Source organism: Priestia flexa NBRC 15715 (assembly GCF_001591565.1).
Taxonomy (GTDB): domain Bacteria; phylum Bacillota; class Bacilli; order Bacillales; family Bacillaceae_H; genus Priestia; species Priestia flexa.
Genome location: NZ_BCVD01000086.1, coordinates 1 through 17,023 on the forward strand (window position 1 = coordinate 1; position 17,023 = coordinate 17,023).

Genomic DNA, 17,023 nt, shown 5'->3' on the forward strand with positions numbered 1-17,023 from the left:
CCTTCTTGTTTAGTCGGTAGAAGTTTAAACTGTAACTGTTTGCTCTTTTTAATGAATGGAATGCTCACTTAGTGCATACTAATTTTTAATGGCAGGAGAAGAGAGTTGTTAATTTCAAGAAAAAAGATAATTGTATCAAACAGACTTTTTTGCTATGATAATAGTATCTAATAAGAAATGGGGGTTTTTCTGTTGACAGCATCAATGAGATTACGTTTACCAATGTTCATTCGCTAATTGAATACTTGGAAGCTCTGCCTGCGCTCAGAGCAACGGAATTGGTCTGTCTATTTTTAAGAAAACCCTATATTTTACGGTTATTTTAAGAAGAGAGGAGAATATTCCTCTCTTTTTTGTTGTCTCAAAATAGGAGTGCATGGACGGAATTAGTAGGTAAATGAGATAAAAATTGAATAGAAATGAGCTGTTAAATATGAATAGTGCAGAAAGTCATTTACAAGAGAACTGGTTAAAGAATATTATTCTTTTTCTCAGTAGCCAAACGATTTCACTGTTTGGATCGTCCCTCGTGCAATACGCTATCATGTGGCACATTACGTTAACCACGCAATCGGGCTTCATGATGACGTTGTACATTATCTGTGGATTTATTCCGACCTTTATTTTATCGCCCGTTGCTGGAGTTTGGGCGGATCGCTACAATCGAAAAGTCCTTATTATGCTCGCGGATGGATTAATTGCCACTGCAACGCTTGTTCTAGCAATTCTCTTTTTAATGGGATTTGATAGCATTTGGCTTCTTTTTGTGATGGCAGCAGTCCGTGCGTTTGGAGCAGGGATTCAAACACCTGCTGTTGGGGCCATCTTGCCACAAATTGTGCCAAAAGATAAGCTGACAAAAGTAAACGGAGCAAACGGAAGTATCCAGGCAATCATTATGTTTATATCGCCGATGGTTAGCGCTGCTTTACTTGCTACAGTGTCGCTTGAGATTATTTTTTTCATTGACGTCGTTACAGCAGCACTTGCCATTGTGACACTGCTTACCTTCGTGAAAGTTTCTGTGCATAAAAAAGCTGTGGGGAAACAGGAAGTAAGCTATTTCAGTGATTTTAAACAAGGAATTCGCTACGTGAATAATCATGCTTTCTTAAAGCAATTTTTCTTATTTTTTGCCGTTTTCTTTGTACTAATGGCGCCAGCTGCATTTTTAACCCCGCTTCAAGTGACGCGAAGCTTTGGCGATGACGTGTGGCGATTGACGGCAATTGAAATTGCATTTTCAGTTGGAATGATGATAGGTGGAGGAGTCATTGCAGCTTGGGGAGGCTTTCAAAACCGGATTAAAACATTAGGATTAGCTAGCGTAATAATGGGTGTTTGTACGTTAGCTCTTGGTTTGGTTCCTATTTTTTGGCTGTATTTAGGGTTTATGGGGCTATTCGGGGTGGCTATGCCTATCTTTAATACGCCAGCTACCGTATTATTGCAGGAAAAGGTAGAAGAAGAGTATTTAGGACGCGTATTCGGGGTGATGGGCATGATTTCTACGTCTATGATGCCGCTGGGAATGTTGGTTTTTGGACCTCTCGCAGACTGGATTAGTGTGGAATGGCTCTTGATTGGCACAGGGATTTTTATTGTCATTCTCGCAATTTTCTTAGGGCGAAATAAAGTATTAATTGAATCTGAAAAAAATACGCTGAATGTTTAATAATGATAAGGTACAAGATAAATAGAAAAAACGAGATCATTTTACGTGATCTCGTTTTTTCTTATTTTATCGGTTTAAGATAAGGAACCATCTCTACTGTCACTCCAATAGACGTACCGTTAGCCTTAACCTTCGCGCTTTTCCTTCGCTTCTTACTATACGCTATTTAGCTTGAAATCTTTGATGCTTTAAAATGCACGGGTGCTGTTGTTCTTTCTTCTGTATGTCCATGGCGCTCTTGAACAAATAAAAGAGCGATACAACCGATGATACTAGGAACGGCAAAAGCCATGAATGCTTGCTGAGGAGCTAAGTTGGTTGTTAATAAGAAACCAATAATCACAGGAGCCAAAATAGAACCTACTCGACCGATTCCTACTGTTACACTTAATCCAGTGGTGCGAATTTCTGGTGGGTAGAACCCTGAAACATAAGGGTTTACTAAGTTTTGAGTTCCAGCTGTGCACGCACCGCTAATCGCAATTAAAACGTATAATAAAAGCTGATGAGTTGTGACGCTTAGCGAGATAAAACAAAGTGAACCTAGTAAAAACATGTATAAAAGAACTTTTCGATGACCGATGCGATCAACGAAATATCCGCCTAATAAAGAGCCTCCGATTTGGCCTACTCCTAAAACAAGACTAAAGGACAGGCTTGACGTAATACCATAACCGGCACCTTGCATAATTTTAGGTAGCCATGTGTTTAAACCGTAAATCATAAGGAGGCAGCTAGAGACAATAAGCCAAAAGGATACTGTGCTAATACCTCGCTTGTCAGAAAACAACTTTTTAACAGGAACCCCTTTTGCTTTTTCCTTCACGATCTCGTATTCAAAATCATCGGTTGCTTGGTAATTTCCTTTCGGATTAACTTTATTAAGAATATCCGCAATCTTGTCACCTTGGTTTCGCAGAATGTGAAACGATAGCGACTCTGGAAACTGTTTTAAAAATAAAGGCAAGGTGAGCAGTGGAATAACTCCTAGCCAATATAAAAAACGCCAACCTAAGTTTTCCATTAAATACATCCCTATAAGAGAAGCTAGTATTGCTCCAATTGAGTAGCCGCAGTACATCGTAGCAACGGTGAGAGCGCGATTTTTCTTAGGAGAGTATTCGGTCATCACTGCAATGACAGCGGGCATTAGTCCGCCCATTCCTAGCGCTGCGATAAACCTCATAATGGTAAAGGTAAGCGGGTTTGGTGCAAGACCTGCTAAAAGAGAAAAAATGCTGAATATAGCCATGCAAATCGCTAGAATTTTTTTTCGACCAATTACGTCTGCAAGAGAACCGAGTAAGAAAGAGCCGAGCATCATACCAACAAGCGTATAGCTGCCGATTGCTCCTGCTTCCACGACGCTTAGTCCGTAATCCTCCATCATAAGCGGTAAACCTATTCCATAAAGTGCAATATCAAAACCGTCAAACGCAATGGCATAAAAACACCATAGAAACACGAGCAAATGAAACTTATTAAACGTACTTTCAGCAATGACCTGAGAAGTTTGAACAACGCGCATGAGATTCCTCCTGAAATTCTTGTATTTTAAGTTACTTCTAAACACCCTTAGAAAGCCCAACAATTTGTTTTATTGTATGTATCCTACCATGACTAAAGAGGTATAGTGTAACTGATAAAATGCATTAATTGGTATAGCTAAAAGATATAACAAATAAAAAACGAACAATGATTTGAACTTTTAACCATTTGAAGTTAAAATACAAACGAATATTGTACAGAAAATTTCGAATCAAAAGGGGTCCCATTTATTTAATTATGAAATTACAGCAGCTAAAATACGTGATTGAGGTTGTGAGATGTGGATCAATTAATGAAGCAGCGCGCAGGCTTTACATCTCACAGCCAAGCTTGTCAAAAGCAGTGAAAGAGTTAGAGAAAGAAATTGGAATTACGATTTTCACCCGTACTTCAACAGGTATTGCGCTTTCCTCAGACGGAGCCGAGTTTCTCGGGTATGCAAGGCAGGTTGTTGAACAAGCAGAGCTGTTAGAACACCGGTATTTAAATGCAGCGCCTTCTCCACAGCTACTTTCAATTTCTACTCAGCACTATGCGTTCGCCGTCAATGCGTTTGTGGATATGATTAAAAAGTACGGGCAAGAAAAATACCAGTTTACGATGAGAGAAACGAGAACCTATGAAATTATTGAAGATGTAAAGAGTTTAAAAAGCGAAATCGGTATTTTATACGTTAGCTCGTTTAATGAAAAAGTGATGCTGCAGCTTTTGAAAGAACAAGGGTTGGAGTTTCATGAACTGTTTCAAGCTACCCCTCATATCTTTGTGAGTGCCCAAAATCAGCTTGCTAAAAAGAAATCCGTTACGCTTAAAGATTTAGAAAAATACCCACGGTTGAGCTTTGAACAAGGAGAATTTAACTCGTTTTATTATGCTGAAGAAATTTTCAGCACGATTCCAAGTAAACAAAGCATTCAAGTCAGTGATCGAGCAACGTTATTTAATTTGCTTATTGGCTTAAACGGCTACACCATTTCAACGGGTATTTTAAGTGAAGATTTAAACGGCTCAAATATTGTATCGGTGCCGCTTGATGAAGGTGAGTTTATTAGAGTGGGATGGGTCGTTCACAATAAAACTCAGCTTAGTCGCATGGCTCGAATTTATTTAGAAGAGCTTCATAAAGTAATTGAAAAGTATCATCAAAAATGAACTAGAAGCAACCGGCTTCTAGTTTTTTGTTTGATGGTGCTATAGTTAACGATAGGTTAAAAAAGCATTCATGGGAATGAAGAGGTGAAGTGCATGAGGTTTTTAAATCATTCTTTAGCTCAAGAAATTGTGAATCGAACGACGAACATTATTCACCGCAACATCAACGTGATGAATGAAAAAGGCGTCATTATCGGATCAGGTGATCATCATCGAATTGATTCTATTCACGAAGGTGCTGTGCGAGTAATTGAAACACAAAAAGGCTTTGAAATTACTAGCTCTGAGTTAACGCAGTTTCACGGAGTGAAAGCAGGCATTAATTTGCCCATTACCTTTCATGGTGAGGTCGTTGGTGTGATTGGTATTACAGGTGAACCAGAGGAAGTACGGAACTACGGAGAGCTTGTGAAAATGGCTGCTGAAATGATTTTACAGCAAGCGGTGTTAGTAGATGAAATTCAATGGGATGAGCGGTTGAAAGAAGAGTTAACGAGTCAATTGCTTCACGGAATGGACAAGCTAGATTCCTTTTACTTTGAACGAGTAGAGCGTCTTGGCATTCAGTTGGACCTCCCGCGCATAGCGGTAATTTTAAAAGTGGAGAATCATTCAAACGGCTATAAGTGGTTGCGAGGAAAGCTCGAAAAAGATGACTTGTACATTGTTCAGCCTACTCATATTGTGGTGCTGAAAAGAATTGATATGACGCATGAAAAAGAAGACGGTACTTTTAATCAAATTAAAAGTTGGGTTCAACATAATCAGCTAGAAGGTAAGGTGGCGATTGGAAGGTTCATTCCGTCAATAGAAGGATTGGCGATATCTTATCAAGAAGCGCTCTATACGTTAAAAGTGGGTGAGAAATTACACCCTGATCAATTACTTTACCGCTATGAACACTATAAGCTAGCTGTTTTTTTAGCTGAAGCGAAAGAATTTGGCGTAAAAGGCGAGTTAAGTCAGTCAGTTGAAGAGCTAAAAGACTATGATGAAAAAGGCGATTTGTTAGAAACGCTAAGCGTATATGTTGAAGAAAATGGAGATGTAAATAAAGCAGCAGGTAGGCTGTTTATCCACCGAAATACGCTCAGGTATCGCTTAGAGCGCATTTCTGAGCTGACGAATAAAGACCCTCGTAAACTCAGTGACTTGGTTGAGCTGTACGTTGCGATACTACAGTATAAAATTCAATAAAATTGTTCCGATGCACAAAAAGGCTTGAAAAAGACAGGCCTTTTTTTGGTTTCATGAACAATGCAGTTAGTTTAGAAAACGCTTACACTTAACTTATAACATTCAAGGGGGAACGGGAAATGGATGCTACTATTGAAGTAAGCGCTTTAGGCGCAGTGGTTGCGCTTGTTGTTGCAATTGTATTGATCTTAAAGAAAGTATCTCCTGCCTATGGAATGATTGCCGGTGCTTTAATTGGTGGTCTAGTAGGAGGAGTGGATATAACGAATACCGTGGCGCTTATGATGGAAGGAGCGCAAGGGATTATACCTGCCGTACTAAGAATATTAGCTGCAGGTATATTAGCAGGTGTGCTCATCGAATCAGGAGCAGCTGCTGTTATTGCAGAAACAATTGTAAAAAAACTAGGAGAAGCGAGAGCACTGCTTGCGCTGGCGCTTGCAACAATGATTTTAACTACAGTTGGTGTATTTGTTGACGTAGCGGTTATTACAGTGGCACCAATTGCGCTTGCAATTGCTCAAAAAGCCAATCTGTCAAAACCGGCAATTTTATTAGCAATGATTGGAGGCGGGAAAGCTGGGAACATTATGTCGCCAAACCCCAATGCTATCGCAGCTTCAGATGCTTTTAATATTCCGCTCACATCCATTATGGCAGCGGGTATAATCCCAGCAGCTTTTGGAATTGTTGTGACGTATCTTATTGCCAAAAAGCTTGTGAAAAAAGGGGCTCCTGTACAGCTTGCCGAAATAGAAGTAAATAATGCAGATAAGCTACCGGCATTTTTACCAGCTATTATTGCGCCGCTTGTGACGATTGTTTTACTATCACTGCGACCGCTGTTTAACATTAATATTGATCCAATGATTGCTTTGCCAATTGGAGGAATTGTCGGTGCAATTGTCATGGGAAGAGGCAAAAAGCTGAATGACTATGCTGTTTCAGGGTTAGGAAAAATGACGGGTGTGGCCATTATGCTCCTAGGAACGGGTACGCTGGCTGGAATTATCGCCAATTCAGGCTTAAAAGATGTATTGATTGAAGGACTAAGTGCGCTCGGCTTACCAGGCTATGTACTAGCGCCAGCATCAGGAATCTTCATGTCTGCTGCGACTGCTTCAACAACTGCAGGAACAGCGGTTGCCAGTCAGGTGTTTAGCTCCACGATTTTAGAGATGGGCGTTTCAGCGCTTGCCGGAGCGGCTATGGTACACGCAGGTGCGACGGTTTTAGATCATTTACCGCACGGTAGCTTTTTCCACGCAACGGGGGGAAGCGTTCATATGGAAATTAAAGAACGACTTAAGCTTATTCCATATGAGTCAGCAGTTGGTTTAACGCTAGCGATTTTATCGACGCTCATTTACGGTGTGTTCAAGCTATTTAGCTAATATTAAAGTGTAGGGAGAGAACGTAATGAAGATTGTCATTGCTCCGGATTCATTTAAAGAAAGCTTATCAGCTTTAGAGGTAGCTGAAGCAGTTGAAAAAGGCTTTAAGCAAGTACTGCCACAAGCAAACTATGTAAAAGTACCGATGGCTGACGGAGGAGAAGGGACGGTTCAGTCCCTGGTTGACGCAACGGATGGAGAGATTATCTCAAAAACGGTTACGGGTCCTTTAGGTGAGCCGGTTGAAGCTTTCTTTGGCATTCTGGGAACGAAGAGAACAGCCGTCATTGAAATGGCAGCCGCGTCTGGATTGCATCTCGTACCCCCTGCTAAGCGAAATCCGCTTATGACAACAACCAAAGGTACAGGTGAGCTCATTTCAGCAGCGCTAGATTACGGCGTAAACCATATTATTATCGGGATTGGTGGAAGTGCCACAAACGATGGAGGCGCTGGAATGGCCAAAGCGCTTGGTGCACAGTTACTAGATGCGGAAGGAAACGAAATTCTAGATGGTGGCGGAGCACTCGGAAACTTAGCTTTTATTAATCTATCAACGCTAGATTCGCGTCTTCAGCACGTCAAAATTGAAGTAGCGTGTGATGTTGATAATCCTCTTACCGGAGAGCGAGGAGCATCTGCCATCTTCGGTCCACAAAAAGGAGCAACGCCAGAGATGGTTGCGCTTTTGGATCGAAATTTACGACACTACGCAGCCGTTCTTGAACGAGACCTTGGTCAAAAGATTGATGACGTGCCAGGAGCTGGTGCAGCAGGGGGATTAGGTGCAGGGCTGCTTGCTTTCTTACAAGCGGAATTGAAAAGGGGCGTCGACATCGTCATTGAAGCAACAAATCTATTAGAAGCCGTTCGTGATGCGGACGTAGTCATCACAGGAGAAGGAAAAATTGACGGGCAAACCATTTATGGTAAAACTCCCATTGGCGTAGCAAAAACAGCCAAAAAGCATGGCATTCCGGTCATTGGAATTGCTGGGAACACCGGAGCTGACAGCCACGTCGTTTATGAGCATGGTATCGATGCGTTATTTAGTATTGTGCCAGGAGTGACGACGTTAGAAAATGCTTTTGCGAATGCCAGCGACTATGTGGAAAAAACGGCGATGAACGTTGCGGCCGTTTGGAAAATGAACAAATAAACCGAGAGCCTAGCGACATGTTAGGCTTTTTTTAAGCGGATTTTGCATTTATAATAGATTCAACTTAACGTAAAGGAGAGAGCCAAATGGATAAAGTGAACGAGTTAACGTGTGAAAAGAGATCCTACTCGAAAGAATTCACGCTGCACCAGCACGAATTTGGACAGTTTCTTTTTCCACTGCAAGGCTCTCTTGATATGGAAATGGCGTTTCAAGAAGTAACGCTTAGCCCGGATCAATGCTTTTACCTGCCTCCGGGACTGAATCATAACTATCGCTCCAGAGACCGAAATGAATTTTTAATCTTAGATATTCCAACGCAGTACCTGCCAAAGGGTACAAACAGCATGTATATGACGCTTGATAGTCAGTGGTCAGCTATTCGGTATTTATTGTTAGAAGAAGCGAAAAACCCTGCTGATTATTCTGCTTTAGTTGATTTAACGAGGTATGTGACTAAAAAGCTCCAAACGTCCAATCCTCCTTCAATTGATTACATTCATCAGCACTTTAAGGAGCCACTCAACCTGGAAACCCTCGCAGCAATTGAGCATTATCATCCCGTTTACTATTCGACATGGTTTAAAAAGCAAACGGGAAAAAGCGTGAAGGAGTATTTATCGAAACTTCGTTTAGATGAAGCGAAGCGTTTATTGCTATCAACAGGATGGTCGATGTCCAGGATTAGTGAAGAGATTGGTTTTGCTAACTCCTCTTCCTTTACAAGATGGTTTGTCAGCCATGAAAGCGTGTCACCACAAAAATATCGAATTCTTAATAATAGATAAAAAGAAGATTAAACTTGGTAAAGAAAATGAATAGGGAATTCTTTATCATAAGGGTAATCGTTCTTTTTATTGAGGTGAATCATTGTGAAAGCAGCTCCTTTTTTCATTTTACTAGCAGGGATTCTATGGGGCACAACAGGTACTACCCAGGCGCTAGCACCGGACTCCGCACACCCAATTGCTATTGGCGCAACAAGGCTTGCAGTAGGCGGTGTGTTTCTATTACTGCTTCTACTGATTAGAAAAGATTTACGTCTAAAAGGATGGCCGCTAAAAGCCACTCTTGTCGCAGCTCTTAGTATGGCATGCTATCAGCCGCTGTTCTTTTCAGCAGTTTCCATTACAGGCGTTGCGGTTGGCACAGTTGTGGCCATCGGGAGTGCACCTGTTTTATCTGGGCTTATTGAATGGTTTTATTCAAACAAGCGGCCAAGCATCATCTGGTGGTGCTCTACGTTTTTATCTATTTTAGGCTGCGTGCTGTTATTTCTGAACAAAGAATCGGCAAGCCTAAATATAATGGGAATTTTCATGGCGCTTGGAGCAGGCCTATCCTTTGCTTGCTACACCCTTGCAAGCAGAGGGTTAGTGGAAAAGTATTCGTCACTATCAGCCGTTGCGGTTGTCTTTATTTTAAGCGCGCTTTTTTTATCACCACTCCTATTTTTATTTGATATGTCATGGTTTACAAGCTTGAGAGGTATTGGTGTAAGCCTTCAGCTTGGCGTTATGGCCACAGGGCTTGCTTATTTTCTATTTGCCAAAGGGCTTGCACACGTTTCATCTTCAACCGCAGTTACTCTAGCGTTAGCAGAGCCGCTAACCGCAACGATGCTTGGCGTTTTAGTTGTAGGAGAAAAGCTGACGATGACGTCTTGGAGCGGAATTAGCTTGTTGTTAATAGGAATTGGGATCCTGATTTGGTCAACACGTGATGTAAGCAGAAAATCTGAAATGGTCACAATCGAAAAATAATAAAAAGGTGGTTCAAGCTAAATGGCAAACATTGAAGACTTTTTAAAATTAGATTTACGCGTTGGTACAATTCTTGACGCCAAACCGTTTCCAGAGGCCAAAAAGCCGGCGATTAAGCTTGAAGTTGATTTTGGAGAAGAGATCGGAGTGAAGCAGTCATCTGCGCAAATTACGCATCGCTATGAGCCAACCGAGCTTCTGAATCGTCAAGTCGTCGCGGTTGTAAACTTTCCGCCAATGCGAATTGCAGGATTTAAATCAGAAGTGCTCGTTTTAGGTGGCGTTCCAGGAGAAGGAGATGTAGTGCTGCTACAGCCGGATGAAAAGTTGCCAAATGGAACGAAGATTTCATGAATAAGAAAAGACAAGCTGAAGGTAGCTTGTCTTTTTACAGCTTTCTTTTAGGGCTTAACGAGCTGCATCAATAGCTGTCGCTCATATAGATTTGAATCAATTACGTCAAAGCCGACGAAGTCTTGATAATCAGCGTCTGCAAAGCAAAATTTAATTCCGTTAAAAACAAATGTTGCATGAACCTCTTGAGATGATAGGTAAAATGAGAACATCTCATCATGCATTGTATAGATATGTTCAGCACCAGAAAGTGGCGCTATCTTCTCTGCAAGCATCCCGAAAAGCTCAATGCCAACAATTCGGCCCTCACTATCAATATCAAGCAGTAAACTGGGATTTACTTCTAATTCTTCCGTTTCTTGAATTTGATAAAAAGCCGAAGCGGGGAAGAGATAAAGGTAAGCTAACTTTGCGTCAGTATCATATGTAATTCTAGCGTCCATGTCTATTTCTCCCATCTATTCTCTGTGTTTATTATTGGTATAAAGATCGGCTGATAAAAGCCACTCAACAAACTGATGATGCGGATAATACGTCTTGCCTTTCAGTTCAATTTTAGGAGCATCTGGGTACTTGCTTAATAGTTCCCGCATCTCTTCTCTCGTTAAGCTAAAGTGATAGTGAAGATCACGTTCTTTGATTAAATAAGGGTAAGTCGTTTTCTCTTTGGGTTTACCAAAGTTTTTTAAACCATCTCCAATAAAATAACCAAAGGCGGCTAGCCCGATAGCAAGCCAGAAAAAGCTGATATCCATGGTTTTCAACCTTCCTATTTCTTTAGTGATTTACAACCACTTTTTCTTTTTTATTACGCTACTGAACCACTGCTACTGGGTGCTCGGATCAGCGCTTGGCAGTATTTTTGGCTCGTTTATTACGTTCAGTACGGAAGGGATTGAGTTCGTAATGACCGCGCTGTTTGTCGTCATTTTTATGGAGCAATGGAAAAAAGGCAAGCAGTACCAAAGCGCACTAATCGGAGTTGTTCTACCGGCAGCGGTTATCGGACTGTTGGTAGTGTATTCGTTAAAGGATATCAGCTTTGTTTCAGGAAGTCATGGGTTACCTGAAATGCTAGCAGTTGGCTTTGTGGTATTGCTTCATGCATGGAGGGGAAGCATGTTGCTTTCGATTGGGGGAGGAACAGTTGTATATATGGGATTGGTTCAGCTGGTGTTTTGAAGGGCGCCAGTTTTTTGTCATTTTTTTGATATGAGGCTGCATTTTTTGTTCATTATGGTAGAGATAAATAAAAAGATAAATTAATTAATAGTTCAGCATTTTTGTACTCTATCGTAGAATAAAGAAAAGCAAATATCACAAACAATGGAGAAACGATATGAACTATAACTTTAAAAAGCTATTTAACTTTCGAGATGTTGGCGGAGTGGTGACAGAGAATGGGGAAAAGCTGAAAGAAGGAATTTTGTTTCGCTCAGAAGATCTATCAAAGCTAACGAAACAAGATATTGAGACCTTTCGTCAGCTGAATATTAAAGCAATCTGTGATTTAAGAATGCCGTCTGAACAAAAATCAAAGGTTAGTCGAGTGCAGCCGGGACCTGATATAGAGCTATTATCTGTATCAATTCATGATAAAAGCCAGGAGTTTACCCATTTTGAGTTTTTAAAATTTCTTGTGAGCAAATCTACTACCGTTGATTTTGAAAAAATAATGAGAGATATGTATGAGCATATGGCTTTTGGCTGTCATGACGAAATGAAAGAAATTATTTGCTTCTTGTCAGATGCAAATCGAGTGCCAGCTCTTATTCATTGTACGGGTGGTAAGGACCGAACTGGGTTTGTCGCTGCCATTATTCAACTATATCTAGGCGTTCCATATGAAACGGTAATCGATGAATACTTAAAATCAAATGACTTAATTGCAGCGAAGATGAAAAGAACTGAGTCATTTATTCGGTGGATGAGCTTATTTCGAATTTCCCCTGAGCAAATTAGGCCCGTGTTAGAAGTGCGGCGTGAGTACTTTGAAGATGTTTATCAAAAAATAATGAAGCAGTACGGAGATATTGGGACATATTTAGAAAAAGGGTGTAATATTCCAAGAGGTTGTTTAGAGCAGCTAAATGAAATGTTTCTTTCATCAAACGAAGGTCAATAACAAAGCATAAACAAGCCGGATTCAAACTGAATTCCGCTTGTTTATATTCCTATTACTGTTCAAGCTCCACTTTTTCGTTAACCGCTTGTGGCTTAAACGTAGAAAGTAGGATCATAATTCCACTGATGATGCCAAATACAATAATAGGTGAAAGTAAGAGTAGTTTGTTTTTAAACATGTTTCGTCCTCCTTATACTTTTGATAGAATAATGAACAACCTGTTGTTTATTTTAGTTCTGTTCAAATTCTATACCTCATGTAATAAGTGTTCAATAATCAAAATTCAAGGATGTGTCGGTTATGGAACACTGCTTAGCAATCTGTTGGATAAAATAAAGGGGGACATACCATGAAAAATCAACATTTGGATTTACGAATTGTTCGGACAAGAGAATCCATTCAAAATGCATTCATTGAATTAATTGAAGAAAAAGGGTTCGACGCTATTTCAGTGAAAGATATTACAACGAGAGCCAACATCAATCGAGGCACCTTTTATGCGCATTATGAGGATAAGTTTGATTTAATGAAGAAATGTGAAGATGAAGTGATGCTAGAGCTTTCTACTATTGTAAAAGAAAATTTCCCAAGCGTTGTTGCTTCTCTAGAGGAGGATTCACCGATAGCCGTCCCGTCTTCCATTGCAATCGTAATCTTTGAATATCTAAACGAAAACAGTAGTTTTATGAGAGCGTTATTAGGTCCAAACGGAGATTTAACTTTTCAGACGAGATTAAAAAAGTTTATGTGGAAAGAAATCTTTGAGAATGAAGCCTTTGACTTTGTTCGGAAAGAAAATTTCCTTGTTCCAGGAGACTATTTAGCTTCTTACATAGCTTCTGCACACATAGGAGTAATCCAACAGTGGCTTAATAGTGGGCGAAAAGAATCTCCAGAAGAAATGGCTAAAATCTTTTCAATTATTACTTTTAACGGTCCTTTTTTTGCTGCTGGTTTGAAAAAATAAAGTTGCCAGAAAGCCTGTGTAAGAATGATGTTCATATCAAAAAGGCTAAACTGTTGTCAGTCTAGCCTTTTGTTAGATAAATAAGCTTCTAGCCGAAGGATGCAACTCCTCTTTCGAAAGCAGCCAAATGATTTACAGATGCGTTTCGTAGCTGCGAAAAGACCATTCGTACATCACTTGGAATATCGAATGTCAAAAAGCGTTCATACATCGCGATGTTATCGATTTCTGCTTGAACACCTGCTGAATATGCGGCTTTGAGGTTTGCTGGAGTTTTGACAAGGTTTTGAGAGGTATCATCAGGAATCGGTACTTGGTAGCGATCAAATAGTGGCAGTAATGCATCAATATGGCGTAGTTCTGCTTCTTTGATTTGGACAAACGTCCGTACTGGACCAAACGTTGTAATAACGTTATTATATCTAGCCTGAGCTAGGTATTCGTCTTGAAGTGCATACGTCAGCATTTCTGATAACGATAGTGATGGTGCGTTTAATGCTCCTTTAGCACCGTAATCATCAAGCTGTCTTTGAGACGAAGAAGGCTTTAGGTTTTTCATCTTTTTGAATTTCACGTATTTTGTTGCGCTCTTCTTTTGTAGGTGCTAGTTTAGCTAACTTCTCGTAGCACGAAACAGCACTATACTCTGCGTTAATAGCTTTTTGAATAGCGCTTAAAAGCTTTGTATCTGAGGTGTTTCGATAAAAATCATGAAAATATGAATACATAGATTGTCCTCCCTGCATTTGCAATTCATACAGTTTATGTATGTAAAGCGGGCTATCGTGCATGACTATTTTCTAAGACTTAATGATTAGTTAATTCGTATGATATTCGCTCTAGTCCTTAATGCCATTTTCCTGTTTTTACAAATCATCCATAATTTTCAATTTATGAGTGATATACTTTTTAAGTTGAGAAAAAAACGGACGAGTGAGGCGAACATGATGAAAAAATGGTTACTTGTAGCGGCTGCAAGCTTACTACTAGCAGCTTGCGGTAAAGACGAGAGTGCAGAACAAGCGAAAGAAACAGCGGCTGCGGAAGAGCAAAAGAATGAAGAAAAAATAGAAAAAGAAACTGAAAAGGAAAGTTCAAAAGAAGAAACCTCAAAAGTGGAACTATCCCAAGAAGAGATGGACCAGCTTCGAATCCCAACGGTTTCAATTGATTCACCATATTACGAAAAAGATCTTACAGAACAAGAACTAGTTGAAAACTATATGGACGAGACGGGAAGAATTTACTTTAGCTTAACGGAAGAGCCAATCCGAACAATTGTCAGCAGTACGTCATCTTCAAAGGTTTCAAACATCACAAACTACAGTGATGTATTTATTAATCCAGAAAGCCAACAAGCATATCAGCTTCAAAATCAAGCCGAAAGGGATCAAATCTATAAATTGATTTTAGCCAATCAGCCAACGCAGCTCCAAGGCACGGATCCTTCTGAGTATAGAACATGGGAACAAGCGACGAACTTAGAGCGAGGCATGATGCAGATGCTTTATTTAGTCGGACCGACAATGAATGATATTAAAACTGCGATGGACCGTGACTTATATGATCACCCGGCGTTTGTAGTAGGACAAGAAGAGCTAGAAAAACTAGGCGCACCCCTTGTTTTTGCACCGGCTCCGCAAACTCCGTTAGACTATGAGCTTTTTGAAAACATGAAAATGGTTCAAGCAATGTGGGGACAGGTAGGTAAATTTGAGAATCCTGCTGAAAATAAAGCGGAATTTGAAAAGGTATATGCCCAAGCGAGACAAGAAACCAACAATTTATTCGCGCGCATTAACTATGCGTTAACGGAAGACGGCTTTAGTGAATAAGCAAATTTGATTTATCAAAAACAAAAGCTGAACCTCATGTAGGCTCAGCTTTTTGTTTTGACACTTTTTAAGTAAAACAAAGATTACTTAATGGAAAAACCTTCGTCTTCCTTCATACCAGTTCGATCCTTGAACTCATCAAGCAAATCACGTACTTCATCAGTCGTTTCTGTGCTCATAAGTAAGTTTCGTAGCTCACTTGCGCCTCGGAATCCACGAACGTAGATTTTGAAGAAGCGACGAAGCGGTTTGAATGGGCGTGGCTCTAATTCTTTCGAATATTTATCGTGAAGATCTAGCTGCAGGCGAAGAAGATCTAATAGCTCTTCACTTGTGTGCTCTTTCTTTTCTTTTTCGAAAGCAAATGGATTGTGGAAAATTCCGCGTCCAATCATGATTCCATCAACACCGTACTTTTCCGCAAGCTCCAAGCCTTTTTGACGGTCAGGAATGTCGCCGTTAATCGTAAGAAGCGTATGAGGCGCAATTTCATCACGAAGCTTTTTGATTTCTGGGATTAGCTCCCAGTGTGCGTCCACGTCGCTCATTTCTTTTTTCGTACGAAGGTGGATAGATAGGTTAACGATATCTTGTTCTAAAATATGCTTTAACCAGTCGTACCACTCGTCGACTTTTGTATAGCCAAGGCGCGTTTTCACGCTGACAGGAAGTCCCCCAGCTTTAGCCGCTTGGATAATCTCTGCCGCAACGTCTGGACGACGAATCAAGCCGGATCCTTTTCCGTTTCCTGCAACGTTTTGTACAGGACAGCCCATGTTAATATCAATGCCTCGGAAGCCCATTTCAGCCATACCAATACTCATTTGACGGAAGTATTCAGGCTTGTCTCCCCAAATATGCGCAACGATTGGCTGCTCGTCTTCAGTGAACGTTAGGCGTCCTTTTACGCTATCTTTTCCTTTCGGATGGCAGTAGCTTTCCGTATTCGTAAACTCTGTAAAAAACACATCAGGTCGAGCTGCTTCTGTCACCACGTGACGGAACACAACATCCGTTACGGCTTCCATTGGAGCCAAAATAAAGAACGGACGAGGCAACTCATGCCAAAAATTATCTTTCATTGTATATCTAAACCCTTTCCTTAAAGGGAAACGCGTTCCCGAAATTAAAAAGTGAAATGATTGTTAGAGAGCTGATTTCTACTATAGAAGAAATTCAACCACTATATACTTTAATCGTATTAAATAAAAAGTGCAAGGGAACGAGGCATCTTGTTGTGCTGGAAATTGTTATTTAAATGGTCTTGTGGTTTCTGATGAAAAGGAAAATGATTGAATTCTCAATAGAAATTTTATAAAATTAAATAGCGTACAATATTTATCGAAGAGGAAATTGAATGGAGACTTTATACGATTTGACGGTAAAAAAGACAAATGGGGAAAAACAAGCATTAAAAGAGTATGAAGGAAAAGTAGTGCTCATTGTGAATACCGCTAGTCACTGCGGTTTGGCAGGGCAGTTTAAAGAATTACAAGAGCTATATGACAAGTACAAAGAACAAGGCTTAGAAATCTTAGGTTTTCCATGCAGTCAATTTAACAACCAAGAATTCGATAATATTAATGAAACAACGCAGTTCTGTCAGCTCAATTATGGCGTAATCTTCCCAATGTTTTCGAAGATTGACGTGAACGGAGAGAATGAAGATCCACTGTTTACGTTTTTAAAGAATCAAAAAAAGGGTCTCCTGTCCAAAAACATCAAGTGGAACTTTACAAAGTTTCTTGTTGATAAGAAAGGTAATGTATTAGAGCGCTATGCGCCAACTGTGGAGCCGAGAAAGATTGAGAAAGAAATTGTGAAGCAGTTAGCGCTGTAGAGAAAGATTAAAAG

At 40.3% G+C, this 17,023-nt stretch carries 20 protein-coding genes; 13 read left to right on the forward strand and 7 right to left on the reverse strand.

All coding sequences use genetic code 11. The features are described from left to right. Positions 1 to 433: 433 nt before the first annotated feature. Positions 434 to 1,675 (forward strand): MFS transporter, encoded by a 1,242-nt coding sequence (locus tag BFL01S_RS13895; protein ID WP_061786047.1) that lies wholly within the window; start codon positions 434 to 436, stop codon positions 1,673 to 1,675. A gap of 166 nt (positions 1,676 to 1,841) precedes the next feature. On the opposite strand, the gene BFL01S_RS13900 is transcribed toward BFL01S_RS13895, so the two are convergent. After that, positions 1,842 to 3,203, reverse strand: a complete 1,362-nt coding sequence (locus BFL01S_RS13900) for an MFS transporter (RefSeq protein ID WP_025908680.1) — start codon at positions 3,201 to 3,203, stop codon at positions 1,842 to 1,844. Positions 3,204 to 3,460: 257 nt separating this feature from the next. On the opposite strand from BFL01S_RS13900, the gene BFL01S_RS13905 reads away from it, so the two are divergent. The 7 genes from BFL01S_RS13905 (at position 3,461) to csaA (ending at position 10,242) form a co-directional block, all read left to right on the forward strand. Next, a complete protein-coding gene (locus BFL01S_RS13905) occupies positions 3,461 to 4,375 on the forward strand; it encodes a LysR family transcriptional regulator (protein ID WP_025908681.1) in 915 nt (304 codons plus the stop codon). Positions 4,376 to 4,468: 93 nt separating this feature from the next. Beyond that, complete coding sequence (locus BFL01S_RS13910) at positions 4,469 to 5,572, forward strand: sugar diacid recognition domain-containing protein (protein ID WP_061786037.1); 1,104 nt, start codon at positions 4,469 to 4,471, stop codon at positions 5,570 to 5,572. A 119-nt stretch (positions 5,573 to 5,691) separates the two neighbouring features. Further along, on the forward strand, positions 5,692 to 6,966 hold the full coding sequence (locus BFL01S_RS13915; RefSeq protein ID WP_061786038.1) for a GntP family permease: 1,275 nt from the start codon (positions 5,692 to 5,694) through the stop codon (positions 6,964 to 6,966). A 25-nt stretch (positions 6,967 to 6,991) separates the two neighbouring features. Then, entirely contained in the window at positions 6,992 to 8,125 is a 1,134-nt protein-coding gene (locus BFL01S_RS13920) for a glycerate kinase (protein ID WP_061786039.1), read from the forward strand. Positions 8,126 to 8,211: 86 nt separating this feature from the next. Then, positions 8,212 to 8,913, forward strand: coding sequence for an AraC family transcriptional regulator (locus BFL01S_RS13925; protein WP_025908685.1), 702 nt, complete (start codon positions 8,212 to 8,214; stop codon positions 8,911 to 8,913). 84 nt (positions 8,914 to 8,997) lie between these two features. Next, a complete protein-coding gene (locus tag BFL01S_RS13930; protein WP_061786040.1) occupies positions 8,998 to 9,888 on the forward strand; it encodes an EamA family transporter in 891 nt (296 codons plus the stop codon). Positions 9,889 to 9,909: 21 nt separating this feature from the next. Beyond that, positions 9,910 to 10,242, forward strand: a complete 333-nt coding sequence (gene csaA / locus BFL01S_RS13935; RefSeq protein WP_025908687.1) for a chaperone CsaA — start codon at positions 9,910 to 9,912, stop codon at positions 10,240 to 10,242. Positions 10,243 to 10,289: 47 nt separating this feature from the next. On the opposite strand, the gene BFL01S_RS13940 is transcribed toward csaA, so the two are convergent. Beyond that, entirely contained in the window at positions 10,290 to 10,685 is a 396-nt protein-coding gene (locus BFL01S_RS13940; protein WP_061786041.1) for a DUF2283 domain-containing protein, read from the reverse strand. 15 nt (positions 10,686 to 10,700) lie between these two features. Next, the gene (locus tag BFL01S_RS13945) at positions 10,701 to 10,997 is read right to left on the reverse strand and encodes a hypothetical protein (RefSeq protein WP_061786042.1); all 297 of its coding nucleotides are present in this window, start codon (positions 10,995 to 10,997) and stop codon (positions 10,701 to 10,703) included. Between BFL01S_RS13945 and BFL01S_RS21395 the strand changes: the two genes are divergently transcribed. Together BFL01S_RS21395 and BFL01S_RS13955 are read left to right on the forward strand one after the other, a co-directional pair. Beyond that, positions 10,996 to 11,424, forward strand: a complete 429-nt coding sequence (locus tag BFL01S_RS21395; protein ID WP_061786043.1) for an AzlD domain-containing protein — start codon at positions 10,996 to 10,998, stop codon at positions 11,422 to 11,424. The two genes, BFL01S_RS13945 and BFL01S_RS21395, sit on opposite strands and share 2 nt — an antisense overlap. 157 nt (positions 11,425 to 11,581) lie before the next feature. Then, complete coding sequence (locus BFL01S_RS13955) at positions 11,582 to 12,367, forward strand: tyrosine-protein phosphatase (RefSeq protein ID WP_025908105.1); 786 nt, start codon at positions 11,582 to 11,584, stop codon at positions 12,365 to 12,367. 52 nt (positions 12,368 to 12,419) lie between these two features. On the opposite strand, the gene BFL01S_RS21300 is transcribed toward BFL01S_RS13955, so the two are convergent. After that, positions 12,420 to 12,545 carry a hypothetical protein gene (locus BFL01S_RS21300; RefSeq protein ID WP_258954128.1) on the reverse strand — a complete coding sequence of 42 codons (126 nt, stop codon included), beginning with the start codon at positions 12,543 to 12,545 and terminating at the stop codon, positions 12,420 to 12,422. 171 nt (positions 12,546 to 12,716) lie between these two features. Between BFL01S_RS21300 and BFL01S_RS13960 the strand changes: the two genes are divergently transcribed. Then, a complete protein-coding gene (locus BFL01S_RS13960) occupies positions 12,717 to 13,334 on the forward strand; it encodes a TetR/AcrR family transcriptional regulator (protein ID WP_025908104.1) in 618 nt (205 codons plus the stop codon). A gap of 88 nt (positions 13,335 to 13,422) precedes the next feature. On the opposite strand, the gene BFL01S_RS13965 is transcribed toward BFL01S_RS13960, so the two are convergent. Both BFL01S_RS13965 and BFL01S_RS21400 read right to left on the reverse strand, forming a co-directional pair. Continuing rightward, the gene (locus BFL01S_RS13965; RefSeq protein WP_061786044.1) at positions 13,423 to 13,893 is read right to left on the reverse strand and encodes a DUF2202 domain-containing protein; all 471 of its coding nucleotides are present in this window, start codon (positions 13,891 to 13,893) and stop codon (positions 13,423 to 13,425) included. Continuing rightward, the gene (locus BFL01S_RS21400) at positions 13,853 to 14,062 is read right to left on the reverse strand and encodes a ferritin-like domain-containing protein (RefSeq protein ID WP_061786045.1); all 210 of its coding nucleotides are present in this window, start codon (positions 14,060 to 14,062) and stop codon (positions 13,853 to 13,855) included. Before BFL01S_RS21400 ends, BFL01S_RS13965 begins: the two co-directional genes overlap by 41 nt. A 216-nt stretch (positions 14,063 to 14,278) precedes the next feature. Between BFL01S_RS21400 and BFL01S_RS13975 the strand changes: the two genes are divergently transcribed. Next, positions 14,279 to 15,169, forward strand: a complete 891-nt coding sequence (locus BFL01S_RS13975) for a hypothetical protein (protein WP_144594370.1) — start codon at positions 14,279 to 14,281, stop codon at positions 15,167 to 15,169. An 83-nt stretch (positions 15,170 to 15,252) separates the two neighbouring features. Here BFL01S_RS13975 and BFL01S_RS13980 read toward each other — a convergent pair whose 3' ends face one another. Continuing rightward, positions 15,253 to 16,251: a tRNA dihydrouridine synthase gene (locus BFL01S_RS13980; protein ID WP_025908309.1), complete on the reverse strand. Its 999-nt coding sequence runs from the start codon at positions 16,249 to 16,251 to the stop codon at positions 15,253 to 15,255. Positions 16,252 to 16,526: 275 nt separating this feature from the next. Between BFL01S_RS13980 and BFL01S_RS13985 the strand changes: the two genes are divergently transcribed. After that, complete coding sequence (locus BFL01S_RS13985) at positions 16,527 to 17,009, forward strand: glutathione peroxidase (protein ID WP_025908310.1); 483 nt, start codon at positions 16,527 to 16,529, stop codon at positions 17,007 to 17,009. The last annotated feature ends 14 nt before the right edge of the window (positions 17,010 to 17,023 follow it).

Coding starts and splice junctions, on each gene's coding strand:
- BFL01S_RS13895 (WP_061786047.1), top strand. CDS start 434: ATGAATAGTGCAGAAAGTCATTTACAAGAGAACTGGTTAAAGAATATT.
- BFL01S_RS13900 (WP_025908680.1), bottom strand. CDS start 3,203: ATGCGCGTTGTTCAAACTTCTCAGGTCATTGCTGAAAGTACGTTTAAT.
- BFL01S_RS13905 (WP_025908681.1), top strand. CDS start 3,461: ATGAAATTACAGCAGCTAAAATACGTGATTGAGGTTGTGAGATGTGGA.
- BFL01S_RS13910 (WP_061786037.1), top strand. CDS start 4,469: ATGAGGTTTTTAAATCATTCTTTAGCTCAAGAAATTGTGAATCGAACG.
- BFL01S_RS13915 (WP_061786038.1), top strand. CDS start 5,692: ATGGATGCTACTATTGAAGTAAGCGCTTTAGGCGCAGTGGTTGCGCTT.
- BFL01S_RS13920 (WP_061786039.1), top strand. CDS start 6,992: ATGAAGATTGTCATTGCTCCGGATTCATTTAAAGAAAGCTTATCAGCT.
- BFL01S_RS13925 (WP_025908685.1), top strand. CDS start 8,212: ATGGATAAAGTGAACGAGTTAACGTGTGAAAAGAGATCCTACTCGAAA.
- csaA (WP_025908687.1), top strand. CDS start 9,910: ATGGCAAACATTGAAGACTTTTTAAAATTAGATTTACGCGTTGGTACA.
- BFL01S_RS13940 (WP_061786041.1), bottom strand. CDS start 10,685: ATGGACGCTAGAATTACATATGATACTGACGCAAAGTTAGCTTACCTT.
- BFL01S_RS21395 (WP_061786043.1), top strand. CDS start 10,996: ATGGTTTTCAACCTTCCTATTTCTTTAGTGATTTACAACCACTTTTTC.
- BFL01S_RS13945 (WP_061786042.1), bottom strand. CDS start 10,997: ATGGATATCAGCTTTTTCTGGCTTGCTATCGGGCTAGCCGCCTTTGGT.
- BFL01S_RS13955 (WP_025908105.1), top strand. CDS start 11,582: ATGAACTATAACTTTAAAAAGCTATTTAACTTTCGAGATGTTGGCGGA.
- BFL01S_RS21300 (WP_258954128.1), bottom strand. CDS start 12,545: ATGTTTAAAAACAAACTACTCTTACTTTCACCTATTATTGTATTTGGC.
- BFL01S_RS13960 (WP_025908104.1), top strand. CDS start 12,717: ATGAAAAATCAACATTTGGATTTACGAATTGTTCGGACAAGAGAATCC.
- BFL01S_RS13965 (WP_061786044.1), bottom strand. CDS start 13,893: ATGAAAAACCTAAAGCCTTCTTCGTCTCAAAGACAGCTTGATGATTAC.
- BFL01S_RS21400 (WP_061786045.1), bottom strand. CDS start 14,062: ATGTATTCATATTTTCATGATTTTTATCGAAACACCTCAGATACAAAG.
- BFL01S_RS13975 (WP_144594370.1), top strand. CDS start 14,279: ATGATGAAAAAATGGTTACTTGTAGCGGCTGCAAGCTTACTACTAGCA.
- BFL01S_RS13980 (WP_025908309.1), bottom strand. CDS start 16,251: ATGAAAGATAATTTTTGGCATGAGTTGCCTCGTCCGTTCTTTATTTTG.
- BFL01S_RS13985 (WP_025908310.1), top strand. CDS start 16,527: ATGGAGACTTTATACGATTTGACGGTAAAAAAGACAAATGGGGAAAAA.